14 protein-coding genes and 1 pseudogene are annotated in these 17,497 nt (G+C 68.1%); 6 read left to right on the top strand and 9 right to left on the bottom strand.

The window, feature by feature from the left end:
• Window positions 1-179 precede the first annotated feature (179 nt).
• The 8 genes from ACFYQ5_RS09510 to ACFYQ5_RS09475 form a co-directional block, all read right to left on the bottom strand.
• The gene (locus ACFYQ5_RS09510) at window positions 180-350 is read right to left on the bottom strand and encodes a transposase family protein (protein WP_389195504.1); all 171 of its coding nucleotides are present in this window, start codon (window positions 348-350) and stop codon (window positions 180-182) included.
• Window positions 351-713: 363 nt separating this feature from the next.
• Entirely contained in the window at window positions 714-2,384 is a 1,671-nt protein-coding gene (locus ACFYQ5_RS09505; protein WP_389195501.1) for a DUF262 domain-containing protein, read from the bottom strand.
• A 144-nt stretch (window positions 2,385-2,528) separates the two neighbouring features.
• The gene (locus ACFYQ5_RS09500) at window positions 2,529-3,437 is read right to left on the bottom strand and encodes an alpha/beta fold hydrolase (protein ID WP_389195498.1); all 909 of its coding nucleotides are present in this window, start codon (window positions 3,435-3,437) and stop codon (window positions 2,529-2,531) included.
• A 349-nt stretch (window positions 3,438-3,786) separates the two neighbouring features.
• Entirely contained in the window at window positions 3,787-4,686 is a 900-nt protein-coding gene (locus ACFYQ5_RS09495) for a hypothetical protein (RefSeq protein WP_389195495.1), read from the bottom strand.
• Between the two features lie 158 nt (window positions 4,687-4,844).
• On the bottom strand, window positions 4,845-6,194 hold the full coding sequence (locus ACFYQ5_RS09490; RefSeq protein ID WP_389195493.1) for a tetratricopeptide repeat protein: 1,350 nt from the start codon (window positions 6,192-6,194) through the stop codon (window positions 4,845-4,847).
• Window positions 6,195-6,729: 535 nt separating this feature from the next.
• The gene (locus ACFYQ5_RS09485; RefSeq protein WP_389195490.1) at window positions 6,730-7,404 is read right to left on the bottom strand and encodes an ankyrin repeat domain-containing protein; all 675 of its coding nucleotides are present in this window, start codon (window positions 7,402-7,404) and stop codon (window positions 6,730-6,732) included.
• Between the two features lie 255 nt (window positions 7,405-7,659).
• Window positions 7,660-7,965 carry a hypothetical protein gene (locus ACFYQ5_RS09480; RefSeq protein ID WP_389195487.1) on the bottom strand — a complete coding sequence of 102 codons (306 nt, stop codon included), beginning with the start codon at window positions 7,963-7,965 and terminating at the stop codon, window positions 7,660-7,662.
• Between the two features lie 327 nt (window positions 7,966-8,292).
• Complete coding sequence (locus tag ACFYQ5_RS09475) at window positions 8,293-10,245, bottom strand: family 43 glycosylhydrolase (RefSeq protein ID WP_389195484.1); 1,953 nt, start codon at window positions 10,243-10,245, stop codon at window positions 8,293-8,295.
• 279 nt (window positions 10,246-10,524) lie between these two features.
• On the opposite strand from ACFYQ5_RS09475, the pseudogene ACFYQ5_RS09470 reads away from it, so the two are divergent.
• The 6 genes and pseudogenes from ACFYQ5_RS09470 to ACFYQ5_RS09445 form a co-directional block, all read left to right on the top strand.
• Window positions 10,525-10,789, top strand: a pseudogene (locus tag ACFYQ5_RS09470) (cytochrome P450); the annotation flags it as partial.
• 254 nt (window positions 10,790-11,043) lie between these two features.
• Window positions 11,044-12,015, top strand: coding sequence for an arabinan endo-1,5-alpha-L-arabinosidase (locus ACFYQ5_RS09465; RefSeq protein ID WP_389195481.1), 972 nt, complete (start codon window positions 11,044-11,046; stop codon window positions 12,013-12,015).
• On the top strand, window positions 11,997-13,448 hold the full coding sequence (locus ACFYQ5_RS09460) for a family 43 glycosylhydrolase (protein WP_389195478.1): 1,452 nt from the start codon (window positions 11,997-11,999) through the stop codon (window positions 13,446-13,448). The genes ACFYQ5_RS09465 and ACFYQ5_RS09460 overlap by 19 nt, the downstream gene beginning before the upstream one ends.
• A 49-nt stretch (window positions 13,449-13,497) precedes the next feature.
• Entirely contained in the window at window positions 13,498-14,307 is an 810-nt protein-coding gene (locus ACFYQ5_RS09455) for an ATP-grasp domain-containing protein (protein WP_389195476.1), read from the top strand.
• Between the two features lie 104 nt (window positions 14,308-14,411).
• The gene (locus ACFYQ5_RS09450) at window positions 14,412-15,497 is read left to right on the top strand and encodes a pectinesterase family protein (RefSeq protein WP_389195473.1); all 1,086 of its coding nucleotides are present in this window, start codon (window positions 14,412-14,414) and stop codon (window positions 15,495-15,497) included.
• Between the two features lie 188 nt (window positions 15,498-15,685).
• Window positions 15,686-16,693, top strand: a complete 1,008-nt coding sequence (locus tag ACFYQ5_RS09445) for a LacI family DNA-binding transcriptional regulator (protein WP_389195471.1) — start codon at window positions 15,686-15,688, stop codon at window positions 16,691-16,693.
• Window positions 16,694-16,760: 67 nt separating this feature from the next.
• Here the strand turns inward: ACFYQ5_RS09445 and ACFYQ5_RS09440 are convergent, their stop codons facing one another.
• On the bottom strand, window positions 16,761-17,468 hold the full coding sequence (locus tag ACFYQ5_RS09440; RefSeq protein WP_389195468.1) for a hypothetical protein: 708 nt from the start codon (window positions 17,466-17,468) through the stop codon (window positions 16,761-16,763).
• Window positions 17,469-17,497: the final 29 nt, after the last annotated feature.

Genomic DNA, 17,497 nt, shown 5'->3' with positions numbered 1-17,497 from the left:
GATTCGTTGCCGGGGAGGTGAGTGAGTGAGTCTCTGCTGGCTTCGGCGGCTTCGGCTCTGAGCGCGGGGATTGGCGTCGATCATGCTCTTCGCATCGACGAGATCGCCGAGGGCGTTACCGTCCACAGCGGCCAGGACGAGGGGGATGGTCGTGGCATGAGGCGGGCGGACCAGGCCGGTCAACGGGTCGGGGCGGAAGCCCAGCAGGCCAGGACGCGCTGCGGTGCGTCGGCGACCCACTCGCCGATCGCCGTGACCGAGGCGGCGCCGGCCAGAACAGCGGCGGCCCCAGCGGTGAGCAGGGCCTTCCATGGGTGACGGATGCCGCGACGGGCCCGTGGATCAGGCACCGTGGCCTAATAACTCCGCAGGTCAGTAGCAGTCTCCAGCAGGGCTGGGCCGGAGGCGTCCCCCAGCTGCCGAAGGCATGACGGCATGCGGGAAGATGGGTGCGCAGGCATGGACTCGCTCGGTGCTCATACGGACTCGACACCCACATGATCACCAGCGGCCATGCCTGTTCTGCATCCAGGGGGCGCTCCGACAGAAGTCGACAAGCCGTCACATCCGGCACTCAGCAGGCGAACCACCCACCTCGGCACTTCTCAAAGACCCTGGGTGACCGACAGGCAGGTCGCGGTCGCCCATCCTCCGGATTCGGTTCTGTACTCGCACATGCGGATGCTGGGCGGGCCCGAGGTATGGGACCCGGTCTACAAGCGCCACTCCTCGGCCAGCAGGCCGAGCAGTTCGGTCTGCCGCTTCTCCAAGTGCTCAGGTGTCCACGTGTCCTGCCCCAGCACCTGTGTGGTCAGGGGGAAGGTGACGACGCCCCGCCTGAGGTACCTCTCCTTCTTCGCGGTGAAGTCGAGGTTCTGGACCTGGGAGTTCTTCGTACGGCTGAGCAGCACCAGGTTGGCGAGCCTGTGCGTCCACTTCTTCCGCTCGTCCACCGTGAAGTCCGCGAGCCACTGCGACTGTGTCCCGGGATTCTGAGGGAGTACGTGTTCGACCGTGATGCGGGGAGCTTCGTACGTGGCCACGATGTCGTCCTCGGCCACCAACTCGTCGAGTCGCAGCAGGATGAAACGGCGCGTCCTCAATTCGTGGTAGACGTCGCCGTCGAGCCGGGTCAGAGTCTCGGTCCGCTCGGTTTCGGTCAGCTGGAGGGCAGGGGCCTCCAGGCCGAATCCGTTGGTCAGCTCCGTCAGCAGTTCGGCGAACCGGAGCACACGAGGAGTGGTGTAGACGCGCCGGACGAACATGCTTGCCGCGAGGCGCTCCAGCAACCGGAGGAACGAGCCGAGCCATACGGGATCGTCCCCATGGGACCGCAGCGCCCACAGCGCGGCCGGCTGCCAGTCGTTGTTGTCCAACTGCAGCAGTCGGCGGAACCATAGATTGACCTGCGGCGACCCGTCTCCGGCCGCGTATGTCTTGTCGCGGATCACCGCAGAGGCCTCGGCATAGGGAACGAGTACCTCGTCGACGAACTCCTCGGCCCGCCCGCCCTTGTAGTGGGAGAGGACCTGCGTCTGGAATTCCTTGAGCAGCTCCTGCCGGGCCCGCTCACCGGAGAAGATCATGCGGATATGGGAGAACAGGTCGGAGAACTCCTCGCGTCCCAGGCTCTCCTCCGCGTCCTCCCACCGCCTGGCGTAGGTTTCCGACGCCTGCTCATTGATTTCTCCGATGATCTGCGCCTTGAAGATGTCGGCAGGCGACAGGTCAAGGCCTCGGGAGTTCATGACGCTGAAGATTCGGTGGGCACTGTCCAGGTCAGGAGTACTGACAGCGACGAGGAAGGTCTGGACGCCCATCAGCTTGCACAGCGCGAGACGTTGATCGTCGGTCCAGGCAGCCAGGGTGGTGTGCAGGACCCGCGCGTTGGCCTGGACGGCCCTCTGCGCGTCGGTCCTCAGATTGTGGGGGTTCAGCTCCAGGAGGGTCCTGATGGAATCAGACGTCTGAATGTGCTGGTGGAAGAAGTCGGCATCTCGAGGACGAAGAGTGAGCCGAGGCTTGGCCTTCAGTCCCAGAACCGTGTTCCCGGGCTCGGCGATCATCGCCACGAGGTTGGTCACCACATCGGGTTGCTGAGCCAGGTCACGCAGGACGGCCAGCAGGATGGTCAGGGTTGTCAGCCGCTGCTGACCGTCGATGACATCGGCCTCGGCGGCGCGACTGTCCTTGACGAGTACCAGGGAGCCGAGGAAGTAGGGCTCGCCGTCGCCCCGGAGGAGGGCTTCCTCGAGATCGGCGAGTAATTGCTGGGCCTGTTCGGTCTGCCAGGCGTAAGGACGCTGGTAGTCCGGGATTCGGAAGTCGTAGTCACTGCAGAAGACTTTGTGCAGCGGCACTTCGCGCGCTTCGAGCTGAGCCATGAACAGCATGATTCCTCACCGGAGACCGGCTCCGCAGCGATGTTGCTGGACTGCGGGAGGAAGGGATAGTGGCGCCGGGAACGGTGATCTGTGCCTCGGCGCAAAGCGTGTGGCCGCGCTGTCATCAGGGGGCGGGGCCCTGCGTCAGCGTCCGGCAGTGCGGTCCCGGGCGCGGGCGTGGTCCTCGACGTCGGTGTGGGCCAGGATCGCGGCGGTGAGCGGGGCGAGGACTTCGCGGGGGAGCGCGTGCCCCATTCCGGGGATCTCGACCGTGCGAGCCCCGCGGATCACCTGGGCGAGATGCTGCGGATGCGGGGGAGGGAAGACCGGTTCGGCCGGGGCCGAGATCACGAGGGTGGGCACGTCGGTCCTCGCCAGTTCCTCGGTGCGCAGCATGCCGGAACTGTCGGCGCGGCCGTGCGCGGTACTGGAGTTGTGGTGGCCGGTGTGCTCGATGATCCTCCGCTCCAGTGCGCGGGCGCTCTCCGCGTCGAAGGGGAGTTGGTCGCCTGCCAGTGCCCGCCAGTGGTCGACGCGGGCATCCAACTCACCTTCCGGGCCCCGTTCTTCGGCAGGCCGGGCCCAGATCTCCAGCACGTGGGGAGCGATGCCGGGAAGTTCCTCGGGCGGGACGCGTGTGCCGTCAGGCTGCACGTACGGGGTGGTGCTGAGCGCGGACGTCCCGATCAGGGTCGCGCTGAGCAGGCGGTCCGGATGGTCGGCGATGAGTAGTTGGGCGAGCATTCCGCCGAGGGACATGCCCACGACGTGGGCGCGGTCGATGCCCAGGCCGTCCAGGACCGTGACCGCGTCCTCGGCGAGGTCGGTGACGGCGTACGGCTGCTGGTCGAACGCCCAGGTGGATCGGCCGGTGTCGCGGTGGTCGTAGCGGATCACCCGGTGGTGCGAAGCGAGCGCGTCCACCAGTTCGTCCGGCCAGCCAAGGCCGGAGGCCTGCGCGCCCATGATGAGCAGCAGGGGAGGGGCGTCGATGGAACCCCGATCCTCCGCCCACAGACGCACGCCGGGAGCCGCGTCGATGAAGTGGTCCATGGTGCTCCTCCTGTGAGGGACAGGCGTCAGACGTCACGCAGTCAAGGCGAGACGTCTCGTCTCGTCTTTAATGTAGCGCAGACTCGGCCCGCACGGCATGGGACGGGACTGTGTCCGTGGCGCGTGCGGGCCGGCGGCCCACCAAAGGTGACTGTGAGGCGTGCGCAGCCGGAATCCGTGCGGCTCCGCACCTGAGGGCGGGCTTTCAGTCATGGCCGGAGCCCGCCCGAACCGTCAGGCATCGACTCCTGTACGAAGTGACTGTCCCACCCCGCCGGCAGTGGGGACAGCTTCGCTTGGGCTCGCCGTTCACTGTGCCCTTGCCGATCTGCTGCCGGCGATTCCGTGGCTACTGGGCGGTGGCCATCCACAGCTCCACGTCGCTGAGGACCAGCCGCCCCGGCCGCTGAGTGGCGCTGTCAGGGACGACGGCCCGCACCAAGGGCTGGTCGCCCTCTTCCACGGTCACCTTCGTGCCGTCGAACTTCGGTGACTCGGCGCGGACGATCGCCCGCAGCTCGGTCTCCAGGCTCCGGGCCGCCGCGTCGTCCTTGACCACGAAGCAGAGGATCTCGGTGTTCTTGGCGGCGGAGGATGCCTGCTGGCCCAGGGCTGCCAGGCGCACCGGGTTGGAGGAGCCGAGCGGGTTGAAGTCCGCACGGTAGACATCTCCCAAACACTCTGCCGCGCGCCGGAACGTCTCGTCGTCGGCCAGGGACGAACCGTCCTCCGGGTCGACGGCCGACATGGGGTCGGAGTCCCGGGTGGAATAGGAGATCTCGTCCTCCGAGACGTGGAGCGTGGCCCCGGTGTCCCCAGGGTGCGTCCAGACCTCCTGGCCGTCCTTCTCGCTCCGCGTGTAACCGCTGGACTTCAGCGACTTGGTGATCGCCGGTGCGTCGAACGAACCCACCCAGTGCCCGGCCTCGCTGGTGTCGATCGCGGTGCTGATCCAGGTCACCTCGAACTGCTGTCCCAGGGGCTGGTACGGATTCAGCAGGGGGCTGGCCGGCTGTGCGACGGAGGTGAACCGCTTCGAGTCGCCCTTGCTCAGCTCCCGTACGCGGGCGGCGTCGAGGAAGGTCACCTGCTTCTTCCCACTGTCGCCGGCGAGAGCCCCGAGCTCTGTGAGCAGCTTGGAGCCGCCGTCACCGTCGTCGGGCCCGGACGAGCAACCGGTGACCGCAGCAAGGAGGACAGTGGCGAGAGCGGCGGCGCCGACGGCGGATCCGCGTGCTGGTATGCGCATGATCAGGCAGCGTATACCGGTGCCCGGCGAAGGGCGGGCGTGCAGGGGAAGCCCGTCCCGCCGTCGGTGGGACGGCGCTGCGGGAGCCCCTCTCCCACAGCGGGAGTTGATTCAGCCAGGTTCGCCCAAGGGGAGTCCGCAAGTATTCCGCCGCCGCTCTACTCGGCCCCCTCCCGCGGCGAGCGGGGGACCTGCTTGCCCGCTTCGGCCTCGACCAGGGGTAACGCGTCCCGGCCTTCCGTAGTTGCGCAGAGGTCGCGGGCTTCACGAAGGGTGTCACCTGCCACCGAGTACGAACCGGCGACGAGGTGCCCGACGGCTTGGTCCGTCAGAGAGCGGATCAAGCGCCGAGGCCCGTCTTCCGGACGAGCGGAAGCGAGTCGGCGTTCGAGATCGACGCTCTCGCCCAGGGCGGGGATGACCTGCTCGATGAAATGCTGCGAAAGATGGTCGAAGGTAACCGATCGGCGGATGTTGCGGCGACGCAGGAGGGTCCCGAGCTCGGCCGACCCCGCGGGATCGAGTGCGGACCGATCCCCTGTCGTGGCTATCGCGTCGTCGATGGCCTTCCCTCCCACACGGTAGGTCTGTCGGACGCTGTGGGCCCACCAGTCGAAGCTCACGCCGTGCACTGGCTGGAGAGCCCGGAGATCCGGGCTGACGCCGATCGGGAATGCCCCGCCGACGACGGGCCGCTCGTCGCGGGTACCGGATCTGGCGAACAGTGCGGCCTGCACGCCCTGGTCGAACCCGAAGTTGTTGCAGTCGCCGACGGGCGGAAGCCGGTCGCAGACCACGACGGCCTCGTCCAGGAGTGCCTCCGCCTCCCGTGGATGCCCGGTCTCACTGAAACGGGGTGAGACCCCCGCCAGCCAGATCACCAGTCCGGAGAGTCCCCGTGGTTCATCTTCGGTCGTGCGGCGCTTGATCCGGAGCGCCTCACGTTCGATCTCCAGACTCTCGTCGGTCTGCCCGGCCAGGTCCAGGTAGATCGCCAGATCGAGGAGCGACCACACCACACCGGAGGGCCACGAGACGTCCCTCGAATCCTCCGCAGCGCGGTAGATGTCAACCACCTCGCGTTGAGCGGTCACGGCCTGCGCGAACTGCCCGGCCTCGGCGAGGCCGTGTGCGGATGCGCCGAGGATCCTTGTCTCCTTCCGGGTGTCCTCGCGGTGCCGGTTCAACTGCCGGGCGAGCGAGGCTGCCTCCTCCTTCGCCGCCAGAGAGCGATCGTCGGCATGCGCGAGCGAATACCACCGGCCGAGTGCATGGATCGCATGCGTTGCGGGTCCGAGGTGTTCATCGGACCCGTCGGCGAGAAGGCCCCGGTAGATCGCCGCGGCCTCCTCGAAGTAGGGGAGGCCCTCCGAGGGCCTCGCGCGATCGATCCGCCATCCGAACGCCAGCAGGGGCCGGGCCAGTTCGGGGAGCCCGGTGGCCGGCTGGTCGCGAGACCGTATCCGTGCCTCGGCGATTGATTCCTCGGAGACCGGCTCTCTCCTCATCGAAGCCCTCTTTCGTGTGTGCGACGGGTGATCGGCGGATTCTGCGGATGATCAGGTCCAGTCCCGAACGGGCATGCCGACCCCGTGGCATCGCGTCGAACATCACGTCCTCCCGCGCCTGTTGGGCGGATCGTGGTCCGAGCGCGGAACGGATCGTGATGATCAAGAGGTGATCCGAAAAGGCCGTCGTCGCCCGCGAGCCCGTCGGGTTCAATACGGGCATGGGGAACGCTCTGTGGGACCGGCTCCCGGTCGAGGCGCATGCTGAGGTGGACCGTGATGATCCCGCGAGCCACAATTCTGTGCCACTCCGGTTCGGGGGCGATCCACGGTGGAGCCGCGGCTCATGCGGTCGCCCCTTGGTGACCCACTCGACCAAGGCGTGCGGCAGGTCGAGTGCGGCACGATGTGGGACCAACAAGGCTTCCGCGCCGATGGGTTGGGACTTCGCACGCCTCCCCTGACGGCACGGGAGCCCTGCCCGTCGTGGCCACGGCCCTGTCATCCGATCGGTTGCCACGCTGAAAGACCTCACTCATGGTAATTTCCGTGCCTGCTCGACAAGCTCCCTGATCAAGGTGAATGCACGAAGGCTGCCACGGTGGTGAACAGAGGGATCCGTTTCGGCTCTCGCCATGCCCCTCGTCACGGAGTCAAGTACTTCGAAGTCCGGCCTCGCTCCTCTCGCCAAAAGAAGTTGCACTGTCTCCACGTGCCCACTCCAGGCCGCACTGGACAAAGGGCTCGCTCTTGTCGAAATTCCGAGCTTCTCGGCAACACCCGCGACCAACTGTGGTTCCACTGTCAAATCAGGGGAAGCGCCACGATCCAGCAGCAGTTCCACCATGTCGACTTCACCTTGTGCGGCAGCGAGTATCAGCGGTGTGTACTGATCGGTATCGGCTCGGCCGTTGGGGTTCGCACCCGCGTCGAGAAGATGTTGAGCGACCTCGCGCATGCCTCTCGGTGCGGAATATCGCAGCGCGGTCGTCTCACGGAACTCGCCCATCTCGGCATCAGGGGCAGCCCCGGCAGCAAGGAGAACGCGCACCACGTCGGGATGGTTGTTCCATACGGCCTGATCGAGGGCGGTGCGGGCCACGTCGGTTTCGCGCAGGTCGGCGGAAACGCCCGACGCCAGTATCCCGGCGACCCGATGTGTGTCTCCGGAAGCAGCAGCCTGACGTAACATCCGGGCGGTATCATTCACTTCTGTTCAACCCATCTTCGAGCATGTCGGAAAGATTGCGAAACCCGGAAAGGAGTGGGGGGCGCCACCCCACTGCGATCAGCCCGTGCAGTCGCGATGCGAAATATGCGTACGGGCCGGGACGGACGGCGTGATCTCTGCAACCTGTGCGGTTTCCCTCATGCCATGGGCCGGCGCGGTGTTTCGCGGAAATCTTGGTCGCTTGTCGCCCTGCCTCATCGGAGTTGAGGCGGGAAATGGTCGGGCTGCAGCCCCTCACCACCGGAATACACCGTCGTAGAGGCGTCGATGCCACCATTCGCCATGCCGGTGCAGCCGCCGGTAGGCGTGCGGATCGGGCAAGGTCCGGCGGCGGAACTCTGCGTCCAGACACGCCACCACCAGCCCGAGTTCGGCGCGGGAGGGCTGTGGAAGCGAACGCAACGCTTCTTGCAGAATGTCCCGAGCGTTCGCCACGTCGACGAGCGAGGACTCCGGATGGGGAGAGACCGGGAAGCACAGGTCCAGGTACCGGCCGGGCTGTCGCAGGAACGCCCGGTAGTGCCGGAGCGCGGCTTCCACGGCTCCGTCCCACAGTCCGGCCCAGGAGTCACCGTGCTCACGCTCCGTGCGCCGGATCGCGGCACAGGTGCGCTCGGACAGCCCGGGAATTCGATCGGTCCAAGGGGTCCAGACGGGCGGGACCGGATCTTCGGCGCGAAGCGCGCCGGGCCGTCTACGCGGCATGGGCCTTTCGGTTGTTCGTCATGCTCGCGATCATGCCGGACGGCCTGACAGCCCACAAGGCCCTGCGGACCTCACCGTCTCCCGGCAGACTCGCACCATCCGATGAAAAGGGTGTCCGGCCGGGCGCACCGCCCGGCCGGACCGCCTCACCGGTTCATCGGGTCACCACGGCCGGAAGGTGGCTTCGGGCCGGTCGTCGGCGGCGATGTCCTCGACGTACAGCAGCGCGTCACGGTGCCGCAGGTAGCTGCCGGGCTCGCTGTAGGACTCGAAGGACGCCAGTGACCGGTCGGAGAGCCCGGGGACGCGTCGCCACGTCGCGTCCGCGCGGTAGCCGGCCTCGTCGGCGCGGGCGTCGATCCACACCTCTCCGTCGCGCTGCCGCAGGAAGTGTCCCGGGAAGTTGACCGACTCCAGCGACACCGCCGAGGGGTCCGCCAGCCCGGGGACGACCTTCCACTGCATGTCGGCGTACGGCGTGACGTCGGGGTCGATCCGGCCGCGGCTCCACGCGTGCCGGATGAACCGGTTCGGGGCGTCAGCCGCCTCGAAGTTGAACACGTTGGAGCGGATCGAGACGTTGTCGAAGCGTGCCTGCGGCTTGTCCGGTGCCGTCGCACCGGCCTTCGGTGACAGCCTGTCGATGTGTACGCCGTTGGCGCCCGAGGCGAAACCGGTGTCCGTCGTGCTGATCTTCGGCTTGGCCATGTCGTCGACGTAGACCTTGAGGGACGAGCCGATCGCCTCGACCTTCACCCGGTGGGTCTTGCCGACCGCCCCCGCCAGCCGCGCTGTCGCCAGCGGCGTCCGCTCGTCGCCGGTCGCCTTGCCGAGGACCAGGCCGTTCGGGCCGATATTCGCGTAGTAGCCGTGGAAGCCCTCGGTGCCGGTACCCGGCTGCGTGACGCGGAAGGCGAGGCCCGCCTCGCTGCGGCCGTGGCGCAGGGTCACGTCGGCCTCGTAGATCAGGTCGGAGAAGTCGGTGTCCTGGAGGGCCAGGCCACCGGTGGCCGAGGCGGCGGAGTAGGCGTCGTTCTTCGGCGCCCAGTGGGCGTCACCGTAGGTGCGCCACCCGACGGCGTTGCCGTCGTCGAAGTTGTCGTTGACCTTCATGGTGACCGGCCGGATCGTGCCGTCCTCGTTGAAGTGGATCCGGTCGTAGGCCAGGGCCCGGTGGTTGCCGTCGGTCTCGCTGAGCGGGCGGCGGTGGTACACGATGTACCAGATGTCGGTGCCCGGCACGTTGAGGACCGAGTTGTGCCCGGAGCCACGCGCCACGGCCGAGTCCTGCGCCAGCACCTTGTCGATCTTCTTGAACGGGCCGGTCGGGGAGTCCGACATCGCGTACGACACCGAGTAGTTCGGGCCGGTCCAGCCGCCCTCGGACCACATCATGTAGTACGTGCCGTTGCGCTTGAACATGTAGGAGCCCTCGACGTAGTTCTCCGGGGTGATCTCCTTGTACGTCGATCCGTCGGGGAAGGTGCCGAGGCTGGTCATGTCCGGGTTGAGCTTGACGACGTTGGCGTGGCCCCATCCGCCGTAGTACATGTACGCCTGACCGTCGTCGTCGATGAAGACGTCCTGGTCGATCGGCTGGGCGCCGTTGTGGAACTGGGAGATGAGCGGACCGCCGATGGCGTCCTTGTACGGGCCGTCGGGGCGATCGGAGACGGCGACGCCGATCCCGCCGTGCTCGGAGTTGTTCTGGATGTCGTTGGCGGCGAAGTAGAGGTAGTACTTCCCGTCGCGGAACACCGGAGCCGGCGCCCACAGCGCGTACTTGGCCCAGGAGACGTCGGCGATGTCCAGCACCTTGGGGTGCTTGGTCCAGTTCACCATGTCCGTCGAGGAGAACGCGTCCATGAAGGTCTGTTCGCTGTAACTGCGGGACGTGGTCGGGAAGATCCAGTAGCGGTCGCCGTAGACCGCGACATCCGGGTCGGCGTACCACCCTTCGACGAGCGGGTTCCCCGCCTCGGCCGTGCTCGGCGCCGGTGCGGCGGCCGACGGTGAGGGCGCCGGTTGCTCGGCACCTGCGAGGGAGGGCGCGAAGCCGGCCAGCAGGGCGGCGGCGGTCAGGGCGACGGAGAGCTTGCGGATGGTGCGCACCATGAGGGCGGAGGGCCTTTCTCGTGAGCGACAACGTTGTCGGGCGAGGTGCGTGGCAAGGTGTCGGGACGTTCTCAGGGGGTGGTGCGGGCCGGGCGGTGAGGATGCGTCACTTCGGAGGGGCTCGCTTGTACTACGTTGGAAATTCAGGCGACGTGCAGCATAAGAACATGGGCGCGGGTCACTGTCCACCCCGCTCGTGCCGGAACCCCGGAACCTCGGAATCACGGAATCCTTTGGCGGTCCGGAGTGGCCATGCCGTCGCCAAGTTCCGGGCAGGCGCTCGCCCACCCCGGCCGGCTGCGCAAGGTGCTGGACGGGGAGATCCCGTGGGAGACGGTGATCGAGGAGACGTTGCGCTGGGACACGCCCACCACCCACCTGCTGATGCGGTTCGCCACCGAGGACATCCGGGTCGGCGACCAGGTGACACATGACCTTCGGTCACGGGCCCCACATCTGCCCCGGGGCCGGGCTCTCCCGGGTCGAGGCCGGCATCGCGCTGCCCGCGCTGTCCGGACGGTTCCCGCGGTTGAAGCTCGCGATTGCTCCACGGCTGAGGGCGCGGTCGGCGGGGGAGGGCTCCCGGGCCGGATGTACTGGGACGTACGGGACTCACGCACGTCCGGCGTCCGGATCCGCCTCGTCCGGCGGCACAACTACCCTTTGCCGCATCGGTGTTCGACATCACGGACGGCGTCCGGTTTTTCGAAGAAAGTGGGTGGCGCGTGGCAACCGATGCGGTGAGCGGTGGCGACTGCGGGGCGCACCCCCCATCCCCGACCTTCAAGGAGTTTCCTCGTGAGCCGCACTCTGAGGAGAAGCCTCGCCGTACTCCCCGTCGCATTCCTGCTGGCCCTCGTGCCCGGCAGCGCGTCCGCCTACCCCAACCCGGGTGTGGTCAACGGCGACATCGTCGTCCACGACCCCAGCATGATCCGAAGCTCCTCCGGCCAGTACCTGCTCTACTCGACCGGTGAGGGCCTCCAGCTCCGCACCTCCACCGACCGCACCGCCTTCGGCCGTTCCGGAAACGCCTTCACCACCAAGCCGAGCTGGTGGAAGAACTACTCCTCCGCGTCCGACCCCTGGGCCCCGGACATCTCGTACCACGGCGGCAAGTACCTGATGTACTACGCCGTCTCGTCCTTCGGCTCCAACACGTCGGCCATCGGCCTGGCGGCCTCCACCACCGGCCAGGCCGGCAGCTGGAGCGACTACGGGATCGTCTACACGTCGAGCTCGTCGAGCGACTACAACGCCATCGACCCCAACCTGTTCGTGGACGACGACGGCACGTGGTGGCTCTCCTTCGGCTCCTGGTGGACCGGGATCAAGATGATCCGGATCGACCCGTCGACCGGCAAGCAGTACGCCGGGGACACCGCCCGTCGCTCGCTCGCCTCCCGCCCCACCGGGACCAAGGCCGTCGAGGCGCCCTCCATCGTCAAGCGCAACGGCTACTACTACCTCTTCGCCTCGTACGACACGTGCTGCGCCGGTACCAGCTCGACGTACAAGATCAAGGTGGGCAGGGCGACCAGCGTCACCGGGCCCTATAAGGACCGCAACGGCGTCAGCATGCTCAGCAACGGCGGCACGCCCGTCATGGAGTCGCACGGCCGCTACATCGGCCCCGGCGGCCAGTCGATCCTGGCGGACTCCGACGGCGACCTGCTCGTCTACCACTACTACGACGGCCAGGACAACGGCGCCCCGAAGCTCGGCGTCAACCTCCTGAACTGGAGCAGCGGATGGCCCGTCGCCTACTGACCCTGCTGAGCGCCCTGCTGCTGGCGCTCGCCCTGGGGCAGCCGACGTCGGCGTCGGCTGCCGAGGGCCGCCCCTACACCAATCCGGTCAAGGCGCAGAAGGGGGCCGACCCCTGGATCTCGTACCACGACGGCAACTACTACCTGGTCTCGACGAGTTGGACCGACGTCATCACCATGCGCAAGTCGCCGACGCTGGCCGGGCTCGCCACCGCGCCGAGCGTGCAGGTGTGGCAGGGCGACGCCGCCTCGCGCTGCTGCAACATCTGGGCACCCGAACTGCACTACTCGGGCGGACGCTGGTACCTGTACTACGTGGCCGGCCAGGACATCACCGACTACAACCCGACGCAGCGCGTGCATGTGCTGCAGAGCACGGGTGCGGACCCGACGGGGCCGTACACGTACAAGAACCAGCTGGGCGGCAGCTGGATGCTGGACCCGAGCGTGCTCACGCTCGGCGGGTCCACGTACCTGCTGGGCAGTGCGAGCGGCGGCGGGACGCAGAATCTCGTCATCGCACCGATGTCGAATCCGTACACGCTCAGCGGCTCGTTCTCGACGATCTCGACGCCCACCTACGGCTGGGAGAAGTCGGGAGGCGCGGTCAACGAAGGAGCCGAGGTGCTCCAGCGGGGCGGGAAGACGTTCATCGTCTACTCCGCCAGCGGCTGCTGGACCCCCGACTACAAGCTGGGGCAGCTCACGCTGACCGGCTCCGACCCGCTCTCCGCGTCCTCCTGGACGAAGAAGTCCACCCCCGTCTTCCAGCGGAACAACGCCGCCGGGGTCTACGGTCCGGGGCACAACGGCTTCTTCACCTCGCCCGACGGTACGGAGAGCTGGATCGTCTACCACGCCAACGACTCGGCGTCCGACGGCTGTGACAACGGGCGTACGGCGCGGGCGCAGAAGTTCAGCTGGAACTCCGACGGCACCCCGGACCTGGGCACGCCCGTCGCCCTCGGTACGACACCGGCGGGGCCCTCCGGTGAGACGGCGGCGACCCCGACGGCGTACACCGTGGTCAGCCGGGCCACCGGGAAGTGCCTCGACGTGAGCGGTGCGTCGACCGCCGACGGGGCCGACGTCCGGCAGTGGACGTGCGACGGCAGTGCCAAGCAGCGGTGGCGCATCGACGACAGGGGGGACGACACGAGCAGGCTGGTGAACGTCGCGACGGGCAAGGTGCTCGACACGGCGGACTGCTCGACGGCCGACGGTGCCGACCTGCGGCAGTGGTCGTGGCTCGACAACACCTGCCAGCGCTTCCGCTTCGTCACCACCGAGGCCGGTGGCTGGGTGCGCATCGTCAACCAGGCCACCGGGAAGGTCGCCGACGTGGCGGACTGCTCGACAGCCGATGGAGCCGACGTCCGGCAGTGGACCTGGCTGAACAACACCTGCCAGCAGTGGAAGCTCACCCCGGCCTGACCCAGGTCCGCCGCAGCTCACGGCCCCGGCGCCCGTAAGCTGCGGCGGCATGGCTGATCTCCTCGCTCTCGCCCCGCACCGCTCCACCACAGCCGCCCTGCTGGCCGGCGCGGCGCGTGAGCGCGGCATGGACGTGACCGTTCTGCCGCGCGACGGAGCCCCCGTGCGGCCGCCGGCAGGCACCCGGGCGTACTACTACGGCGGTCCGCTCTTCGCGGCTTCTGCTGTCGGCCGCCTTGGGGCCGCCCTTCTCGGAACCGCCCTCCTCGAGCCGGCCGACGACTGGCTCGACGCGTTGCCGTACGCGTTCACCGGCCGCCATGTCCGGTGCGTACCGCTCAGCGAGGCCCGCCGCGCACAGGGCCCCCTCTTCGTGAAGCCGCCCACCGACAAGAGCTTCCCGGCCGCCGTCCACGCGGACGGCAGCGCCCTGCCCGCCCCCTCGGGAACCGAGGACGACCCACTCGTCCAGGTCAGCGAAGTGGTCACCTGGGTCAAGGAGTTCCGGCTCCATCTGCTGGACGGGGAGATACGGACCGGCTCGCAGTACGCCACCTTCGGCCGGCTCGACGTGGCACCGCTGGCGGGCCACGCCGACGAGCCCGCGGTACGCGCATTCGCCCGGCGGCTGGCCGAGGCGTATGCGGACACCCTGCCGAGCGGGGTGGTGCTCGACGTCGGGCTGATGCGCGGAGCCGGCGACGCGGGAGACGGGCGGTGGGCGGTGGTCGAGGCCAACATGGCCTGGTTCAGCAATGTGTACGCCGCCGACCCCGCCCGCGCCCTCGACGTGGTGCTCCGCTCGGCGGGCCCCGGAACCGCTGTCCGGGTGCGGGACTCCCGGTTCCGGCGGATGTGACGCGCCCGGATGTGGCGCGCCCACCCCGGCAACCTTCGGGGTGGCCGTGGCGACTACTCCCCGGAACCCCACCTCTTCCCGCTCCCGACCGAATGGACCACACCATGGCAGCGAAGCGACGACGTACCGCCCTCCGGCCCGGACCCCGCAGGGCACTGACGGCAGGGGCGAGCGCGGTCCTGGCCGTCGCCCTCCTCCAGACGTTCGGGGCGGCGTCCGGCGCGGCGGCGGCGACCACCCTCACCGTCGCCAAGGACGGCAGTGGGCAGTACACCTCGGTGCAGGCCGCGGTGAACGCGATCCCCGCGGGCAACACGGCGCGGGTGGTCGTCTCCATCAAGCCGGGGACCTACCGCGAACTGGTGAAGATCCCCTCCACCAAGCAGAACGTCACCCTCCAGGGCAGCGGCTCCAGCCGCAAGGACACCGTCATCGTCTACAACAACGCCTCCGGCACCCAGAAGCCCGACGGCTCCGGCCCCTACGGGACCAGCGGCAGCGCCACCGTAGCGGCCGAGGCCAACGGCTTCCAGGCCCGCAACCTCACGATCTCCAACGACTTCGACGAGGCCGCCAACCAGAACATGAGCGGACTCCAGGCCGTCGCCCTGCGCACCGCCGCGGACAAGGTCTTCCTCGACTCCGTGATCGTCACCGGTGACCAGGACACCCTGCTGCTCGACACCGCCTCCAAGGCGACGCTCGGCCGCGTGTACATGTCCAACTCCTATGTCATCGGCAACGTCGACTTCATCTTCGGACGCGCCACCGCCGTGATCGACAAGTCGGTCATCACCCTGAAGAAGCGCTGGGACGGCAGCTCCGCCGGCTACATCGCCGCGCCCAGCACGGCCGCCGACCGGAAGGGCTTCCTGATCACCGGCTCGACCGTCGACGGCGATGTCTCGGCGTCGTCCTTCTACCTCGGCCGGCCGTGGCACGCGGGCGGTGACGCCTCGCTCGACCCGATGGCCACGTTCCGCGGCACGACCCTGAGCTCAGCGATCAAGTCCGACCCGTGGACGGACATGAGCGGCTTCTCCTGGAGGGACGACCGCTTCGCGGAGTACCGGAACACCGGGCCCGGATCCGGCTCGGCGAGCAGTAACCGGCCGCAGCTCAGCGACTCCCAGGCCGCGCAGCAGGAGACCGCCGACTGGCTGGCAGGCTGGACACCCTCGGCATCCTGAGTCACGGTATGCAGGAGTGGCACCCGGCGGTCGAAGCGCTTCGACTCCTACTCTGGACAGTGCCTGTGAGCGAGTCTAGGCTCCACGGTGTCTGTGCATGTCAGAGTGCGAAGGGGAGCACAGCAAGGCGCTGTCGAAGTGCTTCACCCGCTCTCCCTTGTGGTCGCCATCTGTAGGGGAGAAGCCGAATGGTCACGCTTGCCGAGGTCGCCCAGCACGCCGGAGTCTCCGCGAGCACGGTGAGTTACGTCCTCAGCGGCAAGCGGTCGATCTCGGCCTCCACCCGGGAACGCGTGGAGCGCAGTATCCAGCAGCTGGGCTACCACCCCAACGCCGGCGCGCGTGCCCTCGCCAGCAGCAGATCCAACATCATCGCGCTGATGGTGCCGCTGCGCACGGACATGTACGTGCCGGTGATGATGGAGATCGCCATCGCCGTCGCCACGAGCGCCCGGATCCACGGATACGACGTCCTGCTGCTCACCGGCGAGGAGGGCCCGGCGGCCGTCCGCCGGATCGCGGGGAGCTCGCTGGCGGACGCCATGATCCTGATGGACGTCGAACTGCACGACGAGCGACTGCCGTTGCTCCGTGACTCCGGGCGGACCGCCGTCCTCATCGGCCTGCCTGCCGACACCTCGGGGCTCACCTGCGTGGATCTCGACTTCGAGGCCACCGGGGCACTCTGCGTGGAACACCTCGCGGGCCTCGGTCACCGCGAGGTGGCGGTGATCGGCGAAGCGGCCGCCGTCTACGAACGGCACACCGGCTTCGCCGAACGGACCGTGGACGGCATACGGACCAAGGCACGGGAGGCCGGGGTGCGGATCCTGCACCGCCCCTGCGAGGGAGGGTACGCCGCGATGGCCGGCACCCTGGGCCGGATCTTCGACGAACGGCCGGCGACGACCGGGTTCATCGTCCAGAACGAGGCCGCGGTCGAGCCGCTGCTCAACCTGCTCCAGCAGCAGGGGCGCGCCGTGCCCGAGGACGTGTCCGTCGTGGCCGTCTGCCCCGAACAGGTGGCCACCCAGGCCTCGGTGCGACTCGCCTCCGTCGCCATTCCGGCGCAGGAGATGGGGCGCCGCGCGGTGGAACAGGTGGTCGCGAAGCTCGCCGGCCGGGGCACGGACGAAGTGGAACTGCTGAAACCCGTCCTGACGGAGCGCGCGAGCACGGGGCCGGCTCCGGCCTGACCGACGAGGATCGACGAGCGCGTGGAGAACGGGCCGGGGGTGTCCCCCCGGCCCGTCGGTGTCCGGATCAGCTCGACGAGACGTCGAACCCGTTGGTCACGAAGTCCAGACCGCCGGACGACGAGGTGATCTCGTAGCCGAACTGGACGTCACCGATGGTCTCGTCGCCCCACCAGCCCTTGGTGTCCTTGATCCACTTCAGGATCGGCAGGATGTTCACGGTTCCTGCGGACGAGTCGGAGGTCCGCAGGAACGAGAAGACCTCGTTGGCGCCGTTGTCGCCCTTGTAGACGTCCCAGGTGTGGCCGCCGAGGCTGACGGTTCCCTGGGAGGTGCCGAGAGGACCGACGGCGCCGTTGTGGTTGACCCAGAGCATGACCTCGTAGTCGTAATCCGTGTCCCAGATGTCGTACGACGTGTTGTACGCGCCGGACGCCGGGACGGTCACGTTGTAGTCGCTGGTCAGCGACGACAGCGACGTGATCGGCTTGTTGACGATCTTCTTCGCGTTCGGGTACGACTTGATGCCACCGGTGTTCGGGTGGTTCGCCGTCACGCCCCAGTTGCTCGACGAGTTGGCCCAGATGGTCTGGGTGCCCGCTCCGGAGCCCCAGATGTTGTTGTAGAGGATGTAGTTGTCGGACGTGGTGTAGTTCCCCCACTGTTCCGAGGAGGTCCAGATCGCGGCGTGGGCGGGCGCTGCCGCGAAGCCGATCAGCGCGGCCACGGCTGCCGTCGGGGCCAGGAGCAGCCGGGTCAGGGTGGATCGTGCCATGGGTGTTCCTTCCATGTGGGGATGGAGGA

The sequence above is a fragment of the Streptomyces sp. NPDC005794 genome (assembly GCF_042871445.1).
Classification (GTDB): Bacteria; Actinomycetota; Actinomycetes; order Streptomycetales; family Streptomycetaceae; genus Streptomyces.
The sequence above is the reverse complement of the archived record's forward strand: the minus strand, read 5'-3'. Positions and strand labels throughout refer to the sequence as shown.